The following is a 19,251-nucleotide window of genomic DNA, read 5'->3' on the forward strand; positions in this document are numbered from 1 at the left end:
CGGTGTTATTCGGCGTCCTTGGCCGCTTTCTTTTTCGGCGCGGCCTTCTTCTTGGGCTCTTCCGCATCCTCGGCCTTCGCGTCGTCGGCCTTCTTGGCGTCCTTCTTCGCGGCGGCTTTCTTCGCCGGCTTCGCCTTGGCCGTGTCGGTGTCCTCGTCGTCGGCCATCAGCTCTTCCTTGCTGACCTTGACGTCGGTGACCGAGACCTGGCCGAGCAGGTGGTCGACCACCTTCTCCTCGAACAGCGGCGCACGCAGCGTGTTCAGCGCTTCGGGATTGCTGCGGTAGAATTCGAAAGCTTCCTGCTGCTGGTTGGCCGGATAGCGGCGCACCTGCTCGAACAGGCCGCGCTGCAATTCGTCGTCCGACACGGTGACGCCGGCCTTCTCGCCGATTTCGGCGAGAACCAGGCCGAGACGCACGCGGCGCTCGGCGAGCCGCATATATTCGGCGCGCGCCTCTTCTTCCGTCGTTTCCTCGTCGGCGAAGGTGCGGCCGGCGGCTTCCAGATCGCGATTGACCTGGCTCCAGATGTTGTTGAACTCGGCCTCGACGAGCTTCGACGGCGCCTCGAACGAGTAGGCAGCATCGAGCTGGTCGAGCAGCTGGCGCTTGATCTTCTGGCGCGTCATCGAGCCGAACTGGTTCTCGATCTGGGTGCGCACCACTTCCCGCAGGCGCTCCAGCGACTCCAGGCCGAGATTCTTGGCCGTTTCGTCGTTGATTTCCAACGCACCGGGCTTGGACACTTCCTTGACGGTGACGTCGAAGGTGGCTTCCTTGCCGGCGAGATGCGCCGCCTGGTAGTTTTCCGGGAACGTGACCGTGACCTGGGTCTCGTCGCCGGCCTTGCTGCCGATGAGCTGATCCTCGAACCCGGGAATGAATTCCTTGGAGCCGAGCACCAGAGGCTGGTCCGTACCGGCGCCGCCGCTGAAGGCTTCGCCGTCGATCTTGCCGACATAGTCGATCGTGACGCGGTCGCCTTCGGCGGCCTTGCCGGTCTTCGGCTCATAGCTGCGCGCCGATTCGGCGACACGCTGGACCTGTTCGTCGATCTCCGTGTCAGGCACGTCGAACACCTGACGCGTCACCTTGATGTCGGAGAAATCCTTGATCTCGATCGGCGGAATGATCTCGTAGTTCAGCCTGAACTCGAAGTCGGCGCCGCCGGCCAGGATCTTCTCGGCCTCCTTCTCGTCCTCGGTCATGATCACTTCGGGCTGCATGGCGGCCTTTTCGCCGCGCCCGGTAATGATCGAACGGGTCGAATCGTTGAGGATCTCGTTGACCACTTCGGCCATGAACGACTTGCCGTAGACCTTGCGCAGGTGCTGCACCGGCACCTTGCCGGGGCGGAAGCCGTTGATGCGGACCTTGTTTCTAGCATCGGAAAGCCGCGCCATCAGCTTGGCTTCCATGTCACCGGCCGGCACGGTGATCTTGATCTCGCGCTTGAGACCGGAGTTGAGCGTTTCGGTGACCTGCATCATAAAACCTTTGTTTCCACCAATGAGGCCGCCAAACGGCCCCTGCCGTTTACAGCCTGCCGGTATGATCTTGCCGGGAATGGCTTTTGGTGCGGGACTTGGCGACTTGTCCGCCCAACGCGGTTCAAATCGTTCAAAAATACGCTCCAAAATGTGAATAAGTCTTTGTTTTTCCTACTTCTTATCACATTCTGCAGAAGCGGATCGTCGCATCCCGTCACATTCGACACGCCTTTTGTCACACGCGCGGCTAATTTTCAACCATCTTCGCATCTACAGCGCCGCGGGTCTTCTTGGACGCGCAAAGGACGCTGTAGCACCGTGATTTTGGCGCATGATCGCGAAATCGGCTCTTCGATTTTCGCGATCATTCGCCGGCGAACAGCCCTATTTTGATCGTGACATTGACAGAATGATGGCTACATGGGTTGCCGGGCTACGCGCATGTGGCGGAATTGGTAGACGCCCTGGATTTAGGTTCCGCTCCGTCAGGCTCAGCTAGCGTAGCTAACTCGCAATAGTCGGCCGCTCAGTGCAGCGACCCTGAATGCAGAGAAGCCCGCCACGTTGCCAGTGGCGGGCCGGCCGCAAGACCAGGAGAGTGTTGTCAAAGCCTTCACAGCCGATGCGACCCTCCCTTTGCGTTATACTCAGCGACGCGCGATCAGCATGCAAAGCTGCCGCAGGTCACGGTCATAGGTGCCTTCGCTGTCGAGCACGTCGACACAGCGTTTCTTCATGCGCATCAGTTGGCTGCCGGACATCTGAGCAACGACGCTCGGCACGTCTGGAGTTCCCGGCGTACCTAGCGTTCCGGGCGTCCCCGGTGTTCCAGAATTACCAGGAGGGGTTCCGCTTCCAACGCCGACATCGACGCCCACGCCGACACCGCTCGTGCCGCCGACATTGGCACCCAGACCCGCTGTAATGCCGCCGGAGCCTCCCACATTTGCGCCGGCACCGGCAGTGACACCACCAGTGCCGCCTATGTTTGCTCCTGCGCCAGCCGAAACGCCGCCAGTGCCGCCCACATTAGCACCGGCACCTGCGGTAATGCCCCTGCTGCCGCCAATCGATGCACCGGCGCCGGCGTTCACCCCGCTCCTGCCACCGATCGAGGCGCCGAGCCCTGCGTTTATGCCGCCCCGACCACCGACTGATGCGCCGGCACCGACATTAATGCCGGCCGCGCTGGAAGGAAAAGCCAGAGATAAAACAAGTGCACCGCTGGCTAAAGCTGTGGCGAAACTCTTAACGACATTTGCCATGACACTCTCCTTTGGTAGATACCTCACAGCAGCAGAGTCGACGCCTGCTACTTCACCGGTAACGAGCCCAGAGAGTTTTTGAATTGCTCACACAAAACGATGTTTGCGTTTATAATTTACTGATAGCAAAATATTCCGATTCATTTTGAAGGAATTGTGAATACATCCTGGAGCATGAAGATCTGATCACCGACCAGTTCGTCGCGTCGACGGAAAGATCCGCCCAAAGGCCGCCGACGGCACCACCGATACTTGCAAAAAACCGAATGTCTCGTCACGACTTTATGCTCCAGCGGCAGATCGACGACCCTAATATGATACGTCAGTTCGCGCGCGAGGAGAGCGTCGCGCCGCGCGAAGTCCACGGTCCACCGGCTGGGACTTGCCCAAGTCACGGGCGAGACCCAAGAAACCTCGCAAATCTAAGCCTTGAACTTGTGATATAGCTTGTGACATAGACGTGCCTGACCCAAAGCCAGCGGGTATGGCGGAATTGGTAGACGCACCAGATTTAGGTTCTGGCGTGAGAACGTGGGGGTTCGAGTCCCTCTACCCGCACCACTGCTCCTCTTGAACAGCGGATTAAGTTTCCAGTGCCGAAGGCGTGCGGGTTCGAATCCCTTCATCCGCAGCAAGTTTTTCGCCATAAGGCCTATAACGCTGCGTTTCTCCCACGCGCGATCTGTTCGGCAGGCATCACTAGGCCCCTGTGATCGCTCACCCTGCTCAAGATGGCTGCCGGGAACCAGCCTCGGCAAGACACGTTGCTAAGTCATGAACCTTACAAAAAGGATCGTGCAATGGCGAAACACTTATCTCGCGAGGAGGAGAAACGCGGCACCGGAAACGTCCTGATGTGGGGCGTCGTGATTATTGCTATGCTTTTCGTCGCCCTAATGGCCGTGTTCGTCCTCGGACCGTTCTGGTCTTAGCCACGATTGGGCATCGTGAAACTGGCCATGCTGGCAAGACAGCCGAGAGCCTCTTCATCCGGACCAATAAGCGACCTAGTCCTCGAAAACCTGGCGCGTGAACCAATCGGTCAAATTCGCAAGCTCGGGTCCCAGCACGCGATCGTCGCCGACCGGCGGCACGATGCTCCTGATCTCCGCGGCGAACGACTGAAGCGCTGGAGGAGCCGTGCGCTCGGTGACATGTAATGCCTGCGAGGCGATCACGGCCAGCATCGCCATAGCGGCGTCGAGGCAGCGGGCGGCGCGTGCTTCCTTCGTCCATGCGAGGAAGACCGTCGTCGCGACATCGTCCTGGCCGGCGCCCGCCGATTCGGTTCCCGGGATGAAGGTGCGCTGCGCCGAAAGCTTGGCCTGCTCCAGGTAACCTGTGATCGCCATCGGCACATAGCCGACATTGCCGTGACCGTCGCTGTCACTCCAGTCCCTCCCCGTCAAAAGCAGGTCGGGCAGGAGCGACACCTTGCCGTTCAGGAGCTTCGAGGCGTGGCGGTCGCACAACAGGCAGATATCGGCCCATATCGCCGCCAGGTCGTCCAGGGCGGGTGTGGCCATGGCGTTGTGATAGCCGCCGGTGCTGATGCAACGCCCAATCGGATGCGCGTCGTCAGGCGGGATGTAGACCGGGTTGTCCGAGATCGAAGCGAGCGACACGGTGGCCGCCCGCTCCGCCGATGCCAGCGCGCGATGCGCGTGCCCGAGGACGCGAGGGACAATGCGGTAGCTGACCGGTGCCTGATAATTGCGGCGCCCGGTGCCGGCACCGGCAAGAAACGCCCTCAATCCCCGCAGGGCCGCTGCTTCGTATTCATCGCCCCAAAGCGCGTCGAGCGCCGGATCGTAGTGTTCGAGCGGTGCGCGAAACGCTTCGATCGAAAGCGCAAAGACTTTTTCGGCAAGGCGAACGCGGCGGCGAGCCGCCAAGGCCGCATCGGCCACGAGTGCGGCAGCGCAGGGCGAGCCATTGATCAAAGACCCCCGTTCCTTGACTTCTAGGTCGAAGCGGCTCGAAAGCTCCGCAAACAGCGGATAAAGGGCGAGGATTTCACCGGCACCGCCCTGGCCGGAGGATGGCACCATGGGCATCGGTCCGCCGTCCAGCATCGCCGCGACGGCGACCGCCATGCGCGGTGTCGTCGCGGCATTTCCTTCAAGGAAATTCGCCAGGCGGGCGAGCACGATCGCCCTCACCACGCGATCCGGCAAAGGCTCGCCGAATGATGTGGCGGCTGCGAACGCCTTGATGCGGGCATGGCGATCCCGCTCGCCAAGTTCGAGCCGCCGGCTCGCCAGTTCTCCCATCGCGGTGGTCACGCCATAGATGACCGGAACGGGGTCGGTTTCAATGAGACGCAGGAAGGACGCGCGGCACTCTGCAATGCGCTGCAAGGCCTTGTCGCTGATCTGCACCGCGTCTTTTTTCCAGGCGACGCGGAAAACAGAGCTGAGATTTATGTCTTCTCGTGTCGTCAGGATAATTGTCATGCTTGATGCTGTCCGAGCCAGCCGCGCCTTTCCATTCTAATAAAGCGGTTCCTCGAACAGCGCCTTGTCTCCATTCTAATAAAGCGGTTCCTCGAACAGCGCCTTGTCGCCGTCCATCAGCGCCTTGATCTGCGCGGTGCCATCCTTGGCGATGGCGACGCGGATGCCGAATGGCCGCACCCGCATGTCGTTCTGGATCGCTATGCCCTCGCCTTCCGGCAGATAGAACCGCTCGATGCCGTATTCCGGCGTGATCGTCGTGGCTGCGCTGAGGTCCCACCCCTCGGCCACCTGGCCGACGATATCGACTTCGTCGGATGCTGCCGGCGCCGGCGCTTTACCGAACCAGGCCGTGGTCGCCTCCCAATAGCCGTCGGCGCCCTGCTTCAGCCTGACCACAAGAGAGGTGTCGTCACTAGACAGCTTGCCAGCCGGAACGTTGGCGATCAGCTTCACCGGTATCTGCGAAATCTCATAGCCAAGGCGAATAAAGTCGCCGCGCAGGAGATCGCGCGGATCGACGGGTTCGACCCTGAGCAGCACTTGCTTGCCGTCGCGCAAGATCGCCGCCCGGCCCGCGATGATCCAGCTCAGGAAGCCGATCTGGACGAGCGCCAGCACCAACGCCGAAATAATAAGTCTTTTGCCGGCCATCACGCCGCTGCTCCTTCTGCGCTGGGCGCCCTCATTCGCTTTTCGATGCGCAGGATGACAAAGGCAAGGATGCCGAGAAGCACCGCTGCCGCCAGGAAGAAGCCTGCCGTATCAAGCATCGACTGCAGCATCACCCCATAGATGATGGCGAGTTCGAAGGCGAAGCCGGCATAGGCAACCCAACGCAATCCCCTGCTTTCGCGGCCACCGAGAACGATTGCAGCGACAATGCCCGCAAGTGCAATGGCCGAAGCGATGGCAAAGCCGCCATTGTTGCTTTCATCGGCCAGCTCAAACTGGATCATCGCCAGACCGGTGAGAAATCCGATCAGCGCATGCAAGGGCAGCCGGCCGCCAAGCTGCACGAACCTGTCGACGGGCCCGGCAGCGAAGATCGCTGCCGCGAAAAGCAGCGCCGACGCGACAACGAGAGGGATGGCGACCTGCAGCGTATCGTAATGAATCACCAACAGCACGAGATAGAAGATGATCGACAAAACGATTAAATGCCGAGCCACCTGGCTGCGCGTCCAGAACGAAATGGCGAACAGTACGATCGCCATGACGACAAAGAGGTGCGGAAATTCCGTGTGCCTGAAATAGTCGAACCCGGTGAGGACCAGCCATGCATCGGCGATTCCGACCGCCGCAACGGTCAGCGGGTTCGAGCGCAGCGCAACCGCCGCCAAGGCCGTGCCTGCGCCCCAGGTGATCAGGGCGGATGCCTCGTCGCCGGATAGATGGTACATCTGGCCGATCAGCGCGATCGATCCGCCGAATGTCGCAGCAGCGACGATCCAGACTGCCTCGCCGAGCGCAGCATGGTCGCGTATCTTCAACACTGCGCCGCCGACATAGCCTGCGAGGATGATGGCGAAGAGCGCCGCCACCCGCGCCAGCCGCGGGATAGCTTCCCAATTGGCGGCGACGAAGATCAGGACGGCCGCGCCAAACAGCAGCGCCGCCATCATCGCCAGTATCGAACCGAAGCTCAGCGATCTCCGCTCGTTGGCCGCGACGTCGCGCCTCAGCGCGTCGGCTGTCGGCACATCGATCAGGCCGGCCTGCAGCCATCGTGCGATATCGGCCCTGACGCGTGACGAATAGCTCGCCATACCCTTCTCCCCCAGCTCGGTCTTTTTTTCAGCCGACCCGGCCAAATCGTTGACGCCACGACATTTTCCGATTCCGGTTTATCTATGTCGAACACGTGAACGCCCCGTGATGGTGCATTGCACAATTTGCATTGCTGCCATGCACCAATAGCGCTTTTAAACCGATACGACCCCACCTATCTTCGGCGCGTACACAAAGACGGAATGATCCGAAAGAAAGACGAAACGAGAAATACCATGAACCTGATCCGCAACTACCGCAACTGGCGCCGCTACCGGGACACCGTTTCCGAGCTGAGCCGCCTGAGCAACCGCGAACTGACCGACCTCGGCATCAGCCGCAGCGACATCCACTACGTCGCTCGCAAGGCGGTCTAATCCTCTTCGGACCGCAAATGGTCCGAACCAGTTTGACTTGAAAAGAGAACGACAATGAACCTGATCCGCAACTATCGTAACTGGCGCGTTTATCGCTCGACGGTTACCGAGCTGGGTCGCCTTTCGAACCGCCAGCTGCATGATCTCGGTATCGTCCGCGACGAGATCAAGATCATCGCTCGCAAGGCGATCTAAAAGGAATTTCGCCAGGGTCGACCTCCTCCCCGACCCTGACGAATACGGTCAGCCTTCACCTCCTCCCGAGGGTTGACCACAAAAACGGCGCCCGCCGCACCTCCTCCCGCGGCGGGCGCTGTTTAAAGGACGAAACGAGTTTCGTCCCGGGGTTTCGCCCCCTTCGTCAGGCGAAAGGAATTTCGTCAAAGCCGACCTCCTCCCCGGCGATGACGAATACGGTCGATCTTCACCTCCTCCCGAGGATCGACCAGCAAAACGACACCCGCCGGACCTCCTCCCCCGGCGGGTGTTGTTGTTTTCAGGGCAGGCCTTCCCCGGCAGCGGTTTGTCCCGTCCTGTGCCCGGCAATTGCAATCGCAGCTGCAAGCGACTATTTCGGCGCTCATGAGCAAAAATCCCATTCACGTCATCGGCGGCGGTCTCGCCGGTTCCGAAGCAGCATGGCAGGTGGCAGAAGCCGGCGTTCCGGTCGTCCTGCATGAAATGCGGCCCGTGCGCGGCACCGATGCGCACAAGACTGATGGGCTGGCCGAGCTCGTCTGTTCCAATTCCTTCCGCTCCGACGATGCGCAAACCAACGCCGTCGGCCTGCTGCACGCCGAAATGCGGTTGGCCGGATCGCTGATCATGAGCGCTGGCGATGCAAACCAGGTGCCGGCCGGTGGCGCGCTGGCCGTCGACCGCGACGGGTTTTCGCAAGCGGTGACCAGAAAACTCGAAGCGCACCCGCTCATCAGCATCCAGCGCGAAGAAGTGCCCGGTTTGCCTCCGGCTGACTGGGACCAGGCGATCATCGCCACCGGCCCACTGACCGCACCAGGGCTCGCCCAATCGATCGCGGAAGCGACCGGCGCCGATGCGCTCGCCTTCTTCGATGCCATCGCGCCGATCGTCCACTTCGACACGATCGACATGGACATTTGCTGGTTCCAGTCGCGCTACGACAAGGTCGGGCCGGGCGGCACCGGCAAGGATTACATCAACTGCCCGATGGACAAGGAACAGTACCTTGCTTTCGTGCAGGCGCTTGTGGCGGGCCAGAAGACCGAGTTCAAGCAGTGGGAAGGCACGCCCTATTTCGACGGCTGCCTGCCGATCGAGATCATGGCCGACCGCGGCGTCGAGACGCTGCGCCATGGGCCGATGAAGCCGATGGGGCTGACCAATGCGCACAACCCGTCGGTAAAGGCCTATGCGGTCGTGCAACTTCGCCAGGACAATGCGCTCGGCACACTCTACAACATGGTCGGCTTCCAGACCAAGCTGAAGCACGCCGAGCAGGTGCGCGTGTTCCGCACCATCCCGGGTCTCGAAAACGCCGAATTCGCCCGCCTCGGCGGTCTGCACCGCAACACCTATATCAATTCGCCGACGTTGCTTGACCATTCGCTGCAGCTGAAATCGCGGCCCGGCCTGCGCTTCGCCGGCCAGATCACCGGTTGCGAAGGCTATGTCGAAAGTGCTGCCATCGGCCTTCTTGCCGGGCGTTTTGCCGCCGCCGAGCGGTTGGGCCACACGCCGGCGCTGCCGCCGTTGACTACAGCTTTTGGCGCGCTGCTCAACCACATCACCGGCGGCCACATTGTTTCCGACGACGAACCGGGAAAGCGCTCCTTCCAGCCGATGAATGTCAATTTCGGTCTGTTCCCTCCGGTAGAGGCACCGAAGTCAGAGGGAAAGCGCCTGCGCGGCAAGGACAAGACCGTCGCCAAGCGGCGAGCGGTGACGTCGCGCGCGCTGGCCGGTTGCCGCGAATGGCTGGGGCTGCCTGCACAGGCGGAAGCGGCGGAGTAGCAGGCCTCCTCGGTTTTGGCTTGGACCACGGCATAAAGTGGGATAGTATCCTACTGCTAAAGGGAGAGCAGCTTCATGGAGCCCGCCGAGAAACTGTCAGTCACCGTCACGCCCGCCATGGCGCGCATGATCCGCGAAAAAGTCGAGGATGGCTCCTTCGGATCGGCAAGCGAGGTCATCCGCGCAGCGCTTCGCGCGTTCCAGCGCGAGGAGGAAGAGCATGCCGAGCGCATGGCGTCGATCAGAGCGCGCGTAAAGGCATCGATCGAGGATAAGCGGCCGGCTGTTCCGCTGGACGAGGCAATCAAAAGAGTAAAAAATAGGATTTCGGAATTGGCGAGAGACAGCGATGATTCAGCGTCTCGCCGTAGTTCTTAATGAAAGCGCGCTCACAGACCTAGAATCGATTGCCGCCTATATCCTCGATAGTGGTGGAAGCGAAACCATCGCCAACAGCTTTGTCGATCGAATCAAAGTGCGCTGTAGGAATATCGGCAATGCGCCTCGCGGCGGGCGGTCGCGCCATGACATTGTACCAGGGTTGCGAACGGTACCGTTCGAGCACTCCGCCATCATCACTTACGTCGTTGATGGCGATCTCGTCCGCATCGTCAACATCTTCTACGGCGGCCGCGACTACGAGACGCTGATGCGCGATGCCGGATCGAGCGATCCATCGTGACAGATCTCAACGGCTGCGGTGGTCGTTCCGGCTTTCTGGATTCCTTCGTACTTGGCCGCGTTCAGGCGTCCGGCCAGCCTCGCGTTGCGCACCGGAACAGCAGCCAATGCCGTCGTATAGCCGACAGCCGCGCCGCGCCATCGAGCGGCGAATGACTTTCCATCTTGCCGAGATAGGCGCGCGAGAGGGCCAGCGGCAGAAATGCCGAGCGCAGCGAAACCGGCAAAGCCGATGCGCCGCTTTCGAAAGCGGCTAGATGTTCCCGCGCCAGTGCGATCATCGCCGCGACAGCGCGTTGCGCTCCAGACCCACCATCGCCCGCAACGAACTCTTCCGGCGACGACCCTGCCGCCGCCAGAATGTCGGCCGGGACAAAGCACTGCCCACGCTTGCGGTGCTGCGGCAGCAGCAGCAAAAGGCCGGTCATCGCCTGGGCGCAGCCTGCCCTGCCCGCAAGCTCGGCGAAACGCGGCGCTTCAGCCGGATCAAGCACCATCGCCGCCAGCTGGATGAGCGCTGCTGCCGTCTCACCGCAATACCCCTCCAGATCGGTGCGCGACGGCATCGGGTCGTCATAGAGATCGAAGACGCGCGCTTCGAGCATGTTCTCGAACGCCAGTTTCGGCAGCCGGTGGGCGGCAATCGTCGCCTTCAACGCATCCGCGACAGGATGGCCGGTGCCTGCCCCATCGTCCTCGGCTGCGATGACATCGCGCCACCATTGCAGCCGCACTTCGCCGGGCAGTGCCTCGCGGATGCGGTCGCGGATGCCTGATATCTCGGCATTGAAGCCATAAAGCGAAAAAAGTGCGTCACGCTTGTCTTCAGGCGCATAGAGCGCGGAAACATAGCGGTCATGGTCGGCAGCTCGCACCGTTTCCATGACGATTTTGGCGTTTTCGGTCACGTCACTCGACGGCAATCAGCGCGGCGGCCACCGCACGGTTTTCCGCCAGAAGAACATTGTAGGTCCGCACGGCAGCACCAGTCGACATCGGATCGGCCGCAATGCCCGCCGCCTTCAGCGCGGCACGCAACGCCGCCGGCAACGGCTTGAGGTCCTTGCCGGCGCCGACCAGCAGGATCTCGACCTTGTCGACCTCGTTGAGCAGCTTGGCGAAATCCGCCGCCGTCAGCGCCAGGGGATCGGCCGGCTCCCAGCCATAGATGCCGGAAGGCAAGCACAGAAGCGAGCCGCGATGCGACATGTCGGCGAAACGGAATCCGCCATTACCGTAGGCCTCGATCGGCGCACGGCCGGGGAAATGCGCTTCGCGGATGACGATGCCTTTTGCCACTAGTGGCCCAATTCTAACATTCGCGTCCCATTCCAACAGCGTCGTTTGCGAATGTTAGAACCATAGGGATCACTAGCAAATAGATGTTTCCAGCGCGGCAACCCCGTCAGGTTGCCACGGCTTTGCCGCCGCCCACCGACCTCTCCTCATCGGATGTCGCGGCCTGCGGCCGCAGCTTGAACAGGATGAGCAGTGGCGCGGCAATGAATATCGACGAATAGGTTCCGAAGATGACGCCGAACAGCATCGCCAGCGTGAACGAGCGGATCACCTCGCCGCCGAACAGCACCAGCGCCAGCAGCGCAAGCATCGTCGTCACCGAGGTCAGCGTCGTTCTGGACAGCGTCTCGTTGATGGCGTTGTTCAACAATTGTGGCAGCGGCATCCTCTTGTATTTTCGCAGATCCTCGCGAACACGGTCATAGACGACGATCGTGTCATTGAGCGAATAGCCGATGATGGTGAGTATCGCTGCGAGCGACGATTGGTTGAATTCGAGGCCGGTAATGACGAAGAAACCGATCGTCATGACCACGTCGTGGACCGTCGCGATGATGGCGCCGACCGCAAACTGCCATTCGAAGCGGAACCACACATAGATCAGGATTCCGAGCAGTGCGATGAGCATGGCGATGGTGCCTTGCTTGGCAAGCTCGCCGGAAACCGTCGGTCCCACCACCTCAACGCGGCGGAAATCGTAATCGTCCTGCAGTTCGCCGCGCACCTTGTCGATGACGGTCTGTTCGGCGTTCTCGCCGCCATCCTGCGTGCCGACGCGAATCAGCACATCATTCGGGTCGCCGAACTGCTGCACCTGCACTTCGCCGATGTTGAGCTCCGAAAGCCTACCGCGAATGTCGGCAAGATCGGCGGTGCCATCCTTGGCCTGGACCTCGAGCAGCGAACCGCCCTTGAAGTCGATGCCGTAATTGATGCCGGCCGTCATGAACGCCACGACCGCCAGGATCGAAAGCGCGCTCGACAGCGCGAACGTCCAGCGGCGAATGCCCATGAACGGAATTCTCGTGCCCGGCGGGACGAAGGTCACCGGCGCGCGCGGCAACTCCTTCGGGCGGGCGCGGCGAAGCCAGATCGATACCAGCAACCGGGTGAAGGTGAAGGCGGTGAAGACGGTGGTCAGGATGCCGATGGCGAAGGTTACGGCAAAGCCCTTCACCGGCCCGGTCCCGAGCCAGAACAGCACTACGGTCGCGATCAGCGAGGTGACGTTCGAATCGACGATGGTCGCCAGCGCTTTCGAAAAACCCGTGTCGATCGCCTGGATGACCGACCGACCGTTTCGCCGCTCCTCGCGGATGCGCTCGTAGATGAGAACGTTTGAATCGACCGCCATGCCGATGGTCAGCACGATGCCGGCGATGCCGGGCAATGTCAGCGTCGCACCGAGCAACGACAGCACCGCGATGATCATGCCCACATGCACCACCAGCGCAATATTGGCGATGATGCCGAGAAAGCCATAGGCCACGAACATGAACACGACGACGAGGACGGAGCCGATCACGCCGGCAATCTTGCCGGCGCGGATGGAATCCTCGCCAAGGCCCGGGCCTACCGTGCGCTCCTCGATGACCGTCAGCGTCGCCGGCAGCGCGCCGGCCCGCAACAGCACGGCCAAGTCGTTGGCGCTCTCGGCGGTGAAATTGCCCGAAATCTGGCCGCTGCCGCCAAGGATCGGCTCCCGGATCTGCGGCGCCGAAATCACCTGATTGTCGAGGATAATGGCGAACAGCTTGCCGACATTCTGCGAGGTGGCCTGGCCGAAACGCGCCGCTCCCTTGGAATCGAAGGTGAACGAAACCACCGGCTCGTTGGTCTGGGAATTGTATGTTGCCTGCGCATCGACGAGATTTTCACCCGAAACGATGACCCGGTTTTCGATCAGATACGGAACCGGTGGATCATCCTGCGAATACAACACCGAGGATCCCGCCGGCGGACGGCCGTTGAGCGCATCCTGCACCGGCATCGACTGGTCGACCATCTGGAAGGTCAGCTTGGCGGTCTGGCCAAGAATGTCCTTCAACCTCTGCGGATCCTGCAGGCCAGGCACCTGGACAAGAATGCGGTCGTCGCCTTGACGTTGCACGATCGGCTCGGTGGTGCCGAGTTCGTTGACGCGGCGGCCGACAACTTCGATCGACTGCGTCAGCGCCGCGGACGTGCGGTATTTGATGCCGGCATCGGTAACAGTGAATTTGAGCAGGCCGGGCTCGGAATCATCCAGCGACATCTCCTGGATGGAGCCGCCGCTGAACAGGCCGGCGGCCACCGGGTCGGTCAGTGTCTTCAGCGCCGCCTTGGCGGCATCGACCTGGCCGGGATCGGTGATGCGGACCTGCACGGCCCGGCCTGATCCGGAAAGGCCGGTGTAGCCGATCTTGGCGTCGCGCAGCCGCGTCCTGATTTCGTCGCGCGTCGTCTCCAGCCGATCCTTGATCAGATCGTTCGGATCCATCCTGAGCAGGATATGCGAGCCGCCCTGCAGATCGAGGCCGAGTGTCATCTGACGCTTCGGCACCCAGCTGGGAAGCTGGGCCAGTGTGCTGGCAGAGAAAAGGTTGGGCGCAGCGAGGACCACTGTGACGGCCACGGCCAGCCAGATCAGGATCATCTTGAAGCGCGAGAAGTAAAGCATATGGCGTCGTCCGTCAGGGGCATTCTGGCGGATCGTTCCGCCTGGAATTGGGTTATTTCTGGGCGTTCTGGTTCGCCACCGGCTCGCCTTGGGTGCGCACACAGGTCATGTCGGGCACAAGGCAGTTCACTTGGGTGCTGCCATCGGGCTTTCTTCAACTATTGTCAATCTTGCCGGCAAGGGACCTGCGCGCAAAAGCACGGCAATATCTTTGGCGTTCTGAGCCGTGAAGTTGCCCGATATCTGGCCAGCACCGCCGAGGATAGGCTCGCGGATCAGCGGCGCCGAAATCACCTGATCGTCGAAGACAATGGCAATCAGCTTGCCGACATTCTGTGAGGTTGCCCGACCGAGGCGTTCCGCTCCCTTGGAATCTAAGGTGAACGAAACCACCGGCTCATCCGTCTGAGAATTGTACGTCGCCTGCGCGTCGAGGAGATTTTCGCCCGAAACGATGACGCGGTCCTCGATCAGATACGGAACCGGCGGATCATCCTGCGAATACAGAACCGAGGATCCCGCCGGAGGTCGGTCACTGAGCGCATCTTGCACTGTCATCGAGTGATCGATCATCTGGATGGTCAGCTTGGCGGTCCGGCCGAGGATTTCGTTCAGCCTTTCCGGGTCTTCCAAGCCCGACACTTGAACCAGGATACGGTCGTCGCCTTGCTGGTGCACGATCGGTTCGGCGATACCGAGTTCGTAGAGACGACGTTTGATGACCTCAATCGACTGCGCAAGCGCCGTTGAGATGTGACGTTTGATGCTCGCGTCAGTTACCGTGAATTTGAGCAACCCCGGCTCGGACTCATCTACTGTCACCTCCTGGAGAGCGCCGGCGGCGGCGACTAGATCTGTCAATGTTTTCAACGCCGTCTTGGCGGCATCAACCTGCGTGGTATCCGAGATGAGGACCTGAACCGTGCGTCCTGACCTGGCAAGGCCGGTATAGCCAATGCGGGCGGAACGCAGCAGAGAGCGGACTTCATCTCGTGTCGTCTCCAGCCTGCCCCGGATCAAATCGTCTAGATCCAAACTAAGCAGGATATGCGAACCGCCTTGCTGATCGAGGCCGACCGCCATGTGGAGTTTCGGTATCCAGTCCGGCTGCTTGGCGAGCGGACCGGCGGCGAAAAGACTGGGCGCATCAAGAACCCCTGCGATGGCCACGGCCACCCAGATCAGAGTCATCTTGAAGCGCGAAAAATACAGCAAATGGCGTCGTCCGTGAGGGCGTATCCGCGGATCGTTCCGCCGACATCCGGCTATTTCTTGGCGTTCTGGTTCGCCACCGGCTCGCCCTTTACGCGCACATCGGCGATCGTCGAGCGCAGCGCCGTTACCTTGGTGCCACCGCCGAGATCGATCTCAAGCTCATTGTCGTCGATCACCTTGGTCACCTTGCCGACGAAGCCGCCGCCAGTGACGACAGTATCGCCGCGGCGAACTGCCGCCAGCATCTCGCCGCGCTTCTTCAACTGCGTGCGCTGCGGCCGGATGATCAGAAAATACATGATCACGAAAATCAGGACAAACGGCAAAATGCTGATGAACATATCCGGGGAGGCGCCGACGCCTTGAGCGTATGCCGGTGTCACGAACATCGAAGTACTCCTGAATTTTGAAAACCAGCCGCCAATTTGGCCGCCCCGTGAAATTTCGCCGGAATATAGTCGGTAAAGTTGCCAATGCAACTGCGGTCAGGCATTTCGGCTGCTTTTCCGGCTGGTTGAGCCGTGTTAGAGCATGTTCCCGAAAACGAAGCCCGGTTTTCGGAAAAGATCACGCTCTAACAAAAGGTTGGAACTGGTTCCGAAACGCCGGAACCAAGTAGGTTCCGTGTCATATCCTCCTGAGTGCAAGATAAAATGAGCGACAGCACCATCGAAGTTCTGAACAAGAAGCTTGACCGCCTGATCGAGGCAGTCGCCCGCCTCGCCCCGCCGCCGGTGCCGGAAACCGACCTCGGCGAGGCCGATTGCTTCGTCTGGCAGGCCGATCCCGGCCATCTGGAGCCGGTGCGCAAGGTCAACCGCGTCGACATCGGGCTGATCCGCGGCGTCGACCGCGTCCGCGACATATTGGTCGACAACACCGAACGCTTTGCTTCCGGTTACGCAGCCAACAACGTGCTGTTGTGGGGCGCGCGCGGCATGGGCAAGTCCTCGCTAGTCAAGGCAGTGCATGCGGCGATCAATGCGTCGGCTAAGCTGGACCTGCCGCTCAAGCTTATCGAGATCCACCGCGAGGACATCGACACGCTGCCGAAGCTGATGAATTTGCTGAAAGCAGCACCTTACCGTTTCATCCTGTTTTGCGACGACCTCTCCTTCGACCATGACGACACCTCCTACAAGTCGCTGAAGGCGGCGCTCGAAGGCGGCGTCGAAGGCCGCCCGGCCAATGTCATCTTCTATGCCACCTCGAACCGGCGCCACCTTTTGCCGCGCGACATGATCGACAATGAGCGCTCGACCGCCATCAACCCGTCGGAGGCTGTCGAGGAAAAAGTCTCGCTGTCCGACCGTTTCGGCCTCTGGCTCGGCTTCCACAAATGCTCGCAGGACGAGTATCTCGACATGATCGACGGCTATGTCAGCCATCATGGCCTTGCCATCGATCCCAAGACGCTGCGCGCGGAGGCGCTGGAATGGGCGACGACGCGCGGCAGCCGTTCGGGCCGCGTCGCCTGGCAGTTCACCCAGGATCTGGCAGGCCGGCTCGGCAAATCGCTCAAGGATTGATGTGCGCAGTTATTGACTTGGCCCCCGGTCCGCATGGCATGGACCAAGCTCGCCGACACCAGACGCAAACACGGCCGAATCCGTCGCTGCCGTAGGTGACCTATGCCTGCAAGCGCCACGCCTTCATGCGCGGGCGCGACGGCAACCGCATTCAAGTTTCCCCGGCAGCGCTCGCCAACATGGAGCCTTCGCCGTGGCATGACCTCAGTCGCCAGTTCCCCAGTGGTCTCGGCGGGAACGAAGCCGAGGTGTGCGCTCAACTATCGGCTGTAGGAACGATTCTGCTCTCTGCAGATCACGAGCCTGTGATCGGACGCGTAAGCCATACGTAAGTCCGCTTCCAATCTAAGTATAGCTGTTACTGTAGTTCCATGTCTCGATATGGTTGCTGCACCCCGAACGAAGAATCAATAAATCTTGCAAGGAGTTGAAAACAATGGCCCGTTCCACCAGAATATTCTATTCGAACATGCAAGGAGTGACGAGGATAAACTTCAATTGGCCTGCGATCAACATAAAGTCTGCAGTAATCATTACCGCTGCCGAATGGCAATCGGGACCACTCGGGCCAAGCCTTGACGGCAGTCACCGCCCGCACTTAGGGGCGGCTCCGATATGGGTGTCCAACGTTGGTGCCCACGGTCTCGGCGGTGAGGCTGGCGGGGTGGAATTCCTACTCCACGTAGACTGGAACACACCACTCAACGTCATGGTCACAATCACCGTTCTCGACGACATCGAAGATTTCCATCGACAGTAATTGTTTTCGCCCTACGGGATTGTCACATTGTTGGTAGACGGCCGCGGTCAGGCAATGCGCGCGCTCACTCACTGAAAAAGCCCGCCCCTTGGCAGGGCGGGCTGAGCCGGCGGGCCGGACTGGAGGTCAGGCGGCTCGCAATCGCTTTTCTTCTTCTATTCGAGATAGGTCGAAGGATCGACTTTCTTTATTCGAGATAGGTCGAAGGATCGACCGGCGCCGAATTCTTGCGGACTTCGAAATGCAGTTTCGGCGAGTCGGTGGTGCCGCTCATGCCGGACTGCGCGATTTCCTGGCCGCGCTTGACCTTCTGGCCGCGCTGGACCTCGATCGAACGGGCGTGGCCGTAGACCGTGACCAACCCGTTCTCGTGGCGCACCAGAACCGTATTGCCGAATTCCTTGAGGCCATCTCCGGCATAGATGACGACGCCGTTCTCGGCTGCCTTGACCGGCGTTCCTTCCGGCACGGCGATGTCGACACCGTCCTTGCCGCCACCAAAGCCGGAGATCACCCGGCCGCGCACCGGCCAGCGCATCTTGCCGATGCCGGTTGCGTTGGGCGCGACCGCATCGTCGTCCTCGGCCTGCTGGATGACCTTCGCATCCTTTTTCGGCGGTGTGTAGGAAGCAAGCGTTTCCGTCGGCGTGGTCTTTGCCGCAGGCGGGGTGGTGGCTGTCGTTACCGGATCGACCTTTGCCGGCTTGGCGCTGGCAACCGTCGCGGTTCCGCCGGCCGGCACCTTCAGGGTCTGGCCGATCTTGAGCAGGCCGTCCTGCATGCCGTTCGCCTGCTTCAATGCTGCCACGCCGACGCCGGTCTTCCTGGCGATCGCCGACAGCGTATCACCCTGCTCGACGGTATAGGTGCCACCAGCGCCAGTCGCCTTGGGCGCGGCTTTTCCGTCCTTCGGCTGGTTTGCTGCGGCCGAGGCGTCCAGCTGCGCGGCGGACTTGCCCTCCTTGAGCTTCGGCTGCTGCGGCAGCACAGCCACCATCTCCGGCGCCTTGGCCGGCAAATCGCGCTTGGTGTCGTTCGCAGGCTTGGCGTCGGCGAGCTTCGGCGCCGGTTTCTTGCCCGAATAGGCGTAGGCCGGGATGACGAGCTTCTGGCCGGCCTTCAGCCCGTTGGTCTCGCTCAGCCCATTGACCTTCATAAGCGCGTCGGCGGGCACGCCGTGGCGCCGCGACAGGCCGGAAATGGTCTCGCCGTCCTTGACGATGATCTCGGTGGCACGCGGTTGGCTGCCCGCCGTCGCCATGCGCGGAGCGTCAGGCTGCGCGTCTTTGAACGGCTTTGCCACTGTCCCAGTTGCGGTCCGGTCGACCGGCGGCGCCGAAGCGGCGCGGGCCGGCGCCAACGCGGGAGCTGGCTGTGACTGGCTGACCGGCGGCAATTGCTGCGTCGTCACCGGTTCGAGGCTTGAGCGGCTGACCGACTGGGTATGGCTGCCGTCGATCGGCGCGGCCGAAACCGGGGCATCGCCGGGATAAGGCTGGGCGGCGTTCTGCTTGTCGATGATGGTGCGCTGGTTGTTGGTCGAGGAGGTGAAGACGTCATCGACACTGTTGAACCGCGAGACCTGGGAACTGCATCCCGCCGCGGTGCCCGCAACCATAAGGACAGCGAAACCGCGTGCCAGGTTGCGTCCGTTTGCCTTCAAAACACTGAATTGCATCACATTTACCCGCAGATACCCGGTACAGACTGACCGTGATTAAAGCGCGTTAATGTTACCGGTCGGTTAAACCTTTA

Annotated in this window: 17 protein-coding genes, 1 tRNA gene and 1 pseudogene; 8 read left to right on the forward strand and 11 right to left on the reverse strand. The window is 61.1% G+C overall.

The window, feature by feature from the left end; genetic code table 11:
- Window positions 1-5: 5 nt before the first annotated feature.
- Together tig and NKH73_RS29570 are read right to left on the reverse strand one after the other, a co-directional pair.
- On the reverse strand, window positions 6-1,490 hold the full coding sequence (gene tig / locus NKH73_RS29565) for a trigger factor (RefSeq protein ID WP_352938430.1): 1,485 nt from the start codon (window positions 1,488-1,490) through the stop codon (window positions 6-8).
- 650 nt (window positions 1,491-2,140) lie between these two features.
- Window positions 2,141-2,758: a TrbL/VirB6 family protein gene (locus NKH73_RS29570; protein WP_352938373.1), complete on the reverse strand. Its 618-nt coding sequence runs from the start codon at window positions 2,756-2,758 to the stop codon at window positions 2,141-2,143.
- Window positions 2,759-3,236: 478 nt separating this feature from the next.
- Between NKH73_RS29570 and NKH73_RS29575 the strand changes: the two genes are divergently transcribed.
- Window positions 3,237-3,319, forward strand: a tRNA-Leu gene (locus NKH73_RS29575).
- Between the two features lie 446 nt (window positions 3,320-3,765).
- Here the strand turns inward: NKH73_RS29575 and NKH73_RS29580 are convergent.
- The 3 genes from NKH73_RS29580 to NKH73_RS29590 all read right to left on the reverse strand — a co-directional run bounded on the left by NKH73_RS29580 (window position 3,766) and on the right by NKH73_RS29590 (window position 6,983).
- Entirely contained in the window at window positions 3,766-5,214 is a 1,449-nt protein-coding gene (locus NKH73_RS29580) for an aromatic amino acid lyase (protein WP_352938375.1), read from the reverse strand.
- Window positions 5,215-5,289: 75 nt separating this feature from the next.
- A complete protein-coding gene (locus tag NKH73_RS29585; protein ID WP_352938377.1) occupies window positions 5,290-5,871 on the reverse strand; it encodes a GDYXXLXY domain-containing protein in 582 nt (193 codons plus the stop codon).
- Window positions 5,868-6,983: a DUF2157 domain-containing protein gene (locus NKH73_RS29590; protein WP_352938379.1), complete on the reverse strand. Its 1,116-nt coding sequence runs from the start codon at window positions 6,981-6,983 to the stop codon at window positions 5,868-5,870. Before NKH73_RS29590 ends, NKH73_RS29585 begins: the two co-directional genes overlap by 4 nt.
- A gap of 237 nt (window positions 6,984-7,220) precedes the next feature.
- On the opposite strand from NKH73_RS29590, the gene NKH73_RS29595 reads away from it, so the two are divergent.
- The 5 genes from NKH73_RS29595 to NKH73_RS29615 all read left to right on the forward strand — a co-directional run bounded on the left by NKH73_RS29595 (window position 7,221) and on the right by NKH73_RS29615 (window position 10,035).
- The gene (locus NKH73_RS29595) at window positions 7,221-7,361 is read left to right on the forward strand and encodes a DUF1127 domain-containing protein (RefSeq protein ID WP_006335194.1); all 141 of its coding nucleotides are present in this window, start codon (window positions 7,221-7,223) and stop codon (window positions 7,359-7,361) included.
- Window positions 7,362-7,415: 54 nt separating this feature from the next.
- Window positions 7,416-7,556 (forward strand): DUF1127 domain-containing protein, encoded by a 141-nt coding sequence (locus NKH73_RS29600; RefSeq protein ID WP_095485458.1) that lies wholly within the window; start codon window positions 7,416-7,418, stop codon window positions 7,554-7,556.
- 387 nt (window positions 7,557-7,943) lie between these two features.
- Window positions 7,944-9,353: a methylenetetrahydrofolate--tRNA-(uracil(54)-C(5))-methyltransferase (FADH(2)-oxidizing) TrmFO gene (gene trmFO, locus NKH73_RS29605; protein WP_352938382.1), complete on the forward strand. Its 1,410-nt coding sequence runs from the start codon at window positions 7,944-7,946 to the stop codon at window positions 9,351-9,353.
- Window positions 9,354-9,428: 75 nt separating this feature from the next.
- A complete protein-coding gene (locus tag NKH73_RS29610) occupies window positions 9,429-9,731 on the forward strand; it encodes a type II toxin-antitoxin system ParD family antitoxin (protein WP_352938385.1) in 303 nt (100 codons plus the stop codon).
- The gene (locus NKH73_RS29615) at window positions 9,703-10,035 is read left to right on the forward strand and encodes a type II toxin-antitoxin system RelE/ParE family toxin (protein ID WP_352938388.1); all 333 of its coding nucleotides are present in this window, start codon (window positions 9,703-9,705) and stop codon (window positions 10,033-10,035) included. Before NKH73_RS29610 ends, NKH73_RS29615 begins: the two co-directional genes overlap by 29 nt.
- A 61-nt stretch (window positions 10,036-10,096) precedes the next feature.
- Here NKH73_RS29615 and NKH73_RS29620 read toward each other — a convergent pair whose 3' ends face one another.
- From NKH73_RS29620 to yajC, 5 genes and pseudogenes are all read right to left on the reverse strand, one after another.
- Window positions 10,097-10,918 (reverse strand): phytoene/squalene synthase family protein, encoded by an 822-nt coding sequence (locus tag NKH73_RS29620; RefSeq protein WP_502894118.1) that lies wholly within the window; start codon window positions 10,916-10,918, stop codon window positions 10,097-10,099.
- Window positions 10,919-10,943: 25 nt separating this feature from the next.
- Entirely contained in the window at window positions 10,944-11,333 is a 390-nt protein-coding gene (locus tag NKH73_RS29625) for an Mth938-like domain-containing protein (protein WP_352938393.1), read from the reverse strand.
- Between the two features lie 106 nt (window positions 11,334-11,439).
- Window positions 11,440-13,992 carry a protein translocase subunit SecDF gene (secDF, locus tag NKH73_RS29630; protein WP_352938395.1) on the reverse strand — a complete coding sequence of 851 codons (2,553 nt, stop codon included), beginning with the start codon at window positions 13,990-13,992 and terminating at the stop codon, window positions 11,440-11,442.
- 150 nt (window positions 13,993-14,142) lie between these two features.
- A pseudogene (locus tag NKH73_RS29635) lies at window positions 14,143-15,207 on the reverse strand (SecDF P1 head subdomain-containing protein); the annotation flags it as partial.
- Between the two features lie 50 nt (window positions 15,208-15,257).
- A complete protein-coding gene (yajC, locus tag NKH73_RS29640; RefSeq protein WP_008876289.1) occupies window positions 15,258-15,596 on the reverse strand; it encodes a preprotein translocase subunit YajC in 339 nt (112 codons plus the stop codon).
- A gap of 264 nt (window positions 15,597-15,860) precedes the next feature.
- Here yajC and NKH73_RS29645 point away from each other — a divergent pair, with 264 nt between their 5' ends.
- Window positions 15,861-16,736, forward strand: a complete 876-nt coding sequence (locus NKH73_RS29645) for an ATP-binding protein (RefSeq protein WP_352938398.1) — start codon at window positions 15,861-15,863, stop codon at window positions 16,734-16,736.
- Between the two features lie 436 nt (window positions 16,737-17,172).
- Window positions 17,173-17,496, forward strand: a complete 324-nt coding sequence (locus NKH73_RS29650) for a hypothetical protein (RefSeq protein ID WP_352938401.1) — start codon at window positions 17,173-17,175, stop codon at window positions 17,494-17,496.
- A 187-nt stretch (window positions 17,497-17,683) separates the two neighbouring features.
- On the opposite strand, the gene NKH73_RS29655 is transcribed toward NKH73_RS29650, so the two are convergent.
- Window positions 17,684-19,174: a peptidoglycan DD-metalloendopeptidase family protein gene (locus tag NKH73_RS29655; RefSeq protein ID WP_352938404.1), complete on the reverse strand. Its 1,491-nt coding sequence runs from the start codon at window positions 19,172-19,174 to the stop codon at window positions 17,684-17,686.
- Window positions 19,175-19,251: the final 77 nt, after the last annotated feature.

The organism is Mesorhizobium sp. M0938, from assembly GCF_040319125.1.
GTDB lineage: Bacteria > Pseudomonadota > Alphaproteobacteria > Rhizobiales > Rhizobiaceae > Mesorhizobium > Mesorhizobium robiniae.

What these genes read in the sequence shown, in the direction of transcription:
- tig (WP_352938430.1), bottom strand. Translation starts at nt 1,490, where the DNA reads ATGCAGGTCACCGAAACGCTCAACTCCGGTCTCAAGCGCGAGATCAAG.
- NKH73_RS29570 (WP_352938373.1), bottom strand. Translation starts at nt 2,758, where the DNA reads ATGGCAAATGTCGTTAAGAGTTTCGCCACAGCTTTAGCCAGCGGTGCA.
- NKH73_RS29580 (WP_352938375.1), bottom strand. Translation starts at nt 5,214, where the DNA reads ATGACAATTATCCTGACGACACGAGAAGACATAAATCTCAGCTCTGTT.
- NKH73_RS29590 (WP_352938379.1), bottom strand. Translation starts at nt 6,983, where the DNA reads ATGGCGAGCTATTCGTCACGCGTCAGGGCCGATATCGCACGATGGCTG.
- NKH73_RS29595 (WP_006335194.1), top strand. Translation starts at nt 7,221, where the DNA reads ATGAACCTGATCCGCAACTACCGCAACTGGCGCCGCTACCGGGACACC.
- NKH73_RS29600 (WP_095485458.1), top strand. Translation starts at nt 7,416, where the DNA reads ATGAACCTGATCCGCAACTATCGTAACTGGCGCGTTTATCGCTCGACG.
- trmFO (WP_352938382.1), top strand. Translation starts at nt 7,944, where the DNA reads ATGAGCAAAAATCCCATTCACGTCATCGGCGGCGGTCTCGCCGGTTCC.
- NKH73_RS29610 (WP_352938385.1), top strand. Translation starts at nt 9,429, where the DNA reads ATGGAGCCCGCCGAGAAACTGTCAGTCACCGTCACGCCCGCCATGGCG.
- NKH73_RS29615 (WP_352938388.1), top strand. Translation starts at nt 9,703, where the DNA reads ATGATTCAGCGTCTCGCCGTAGTTCTTAATGAAAGCGCGCTCACAGAC.
- NKH73_RS29620 (WP_502894118.1), bottom strand. Translation starts at nt 10,918, where the DNA reads ATGGAAACGGTGCGAGCTGCCGACCATGACCGCTATGTTTCCGCGCTC.
- secDF (WP_352938395.1), bottom strand. Translation starts at nt 13,992, where the DNA reads ATGCTTTACTTCTCGCGCTTCAAGATGATCCTGATCTGGCTGGCCGTG.
- yajC (WP_008876289.1), bottom strand. Translation starts at nt 15,596, where the DNA reads ATGTTCGTGACACCGGCATACGCTCAAGGCGTCGGCGCCTCCCCGGAT.
- NKH73_RS29645 (WP_352938398.1), top strand. Translation starts at nt 15,861, where the DNA reads ATGAGCGACAGCACCATCGAAGTTCTGAACAAGAAGCTTGACCGCCTG.
- NKH73_RS29650 (WP_352938401.1), top strand. Translation starts at nt 17,173, where the DNA reads ATGGCCCGTTCCACCAGAATATTCTATTCGAACATGCAAGGAGTGACG.
- NKH73_RS29655 (WP_352938404.1), bottom strand. Translation starts at nt 19,174, where the DNA reads ATGCAATTCAGTGTTTTGAAGGCAAACGGACGCAACCTGGCACGCGGT.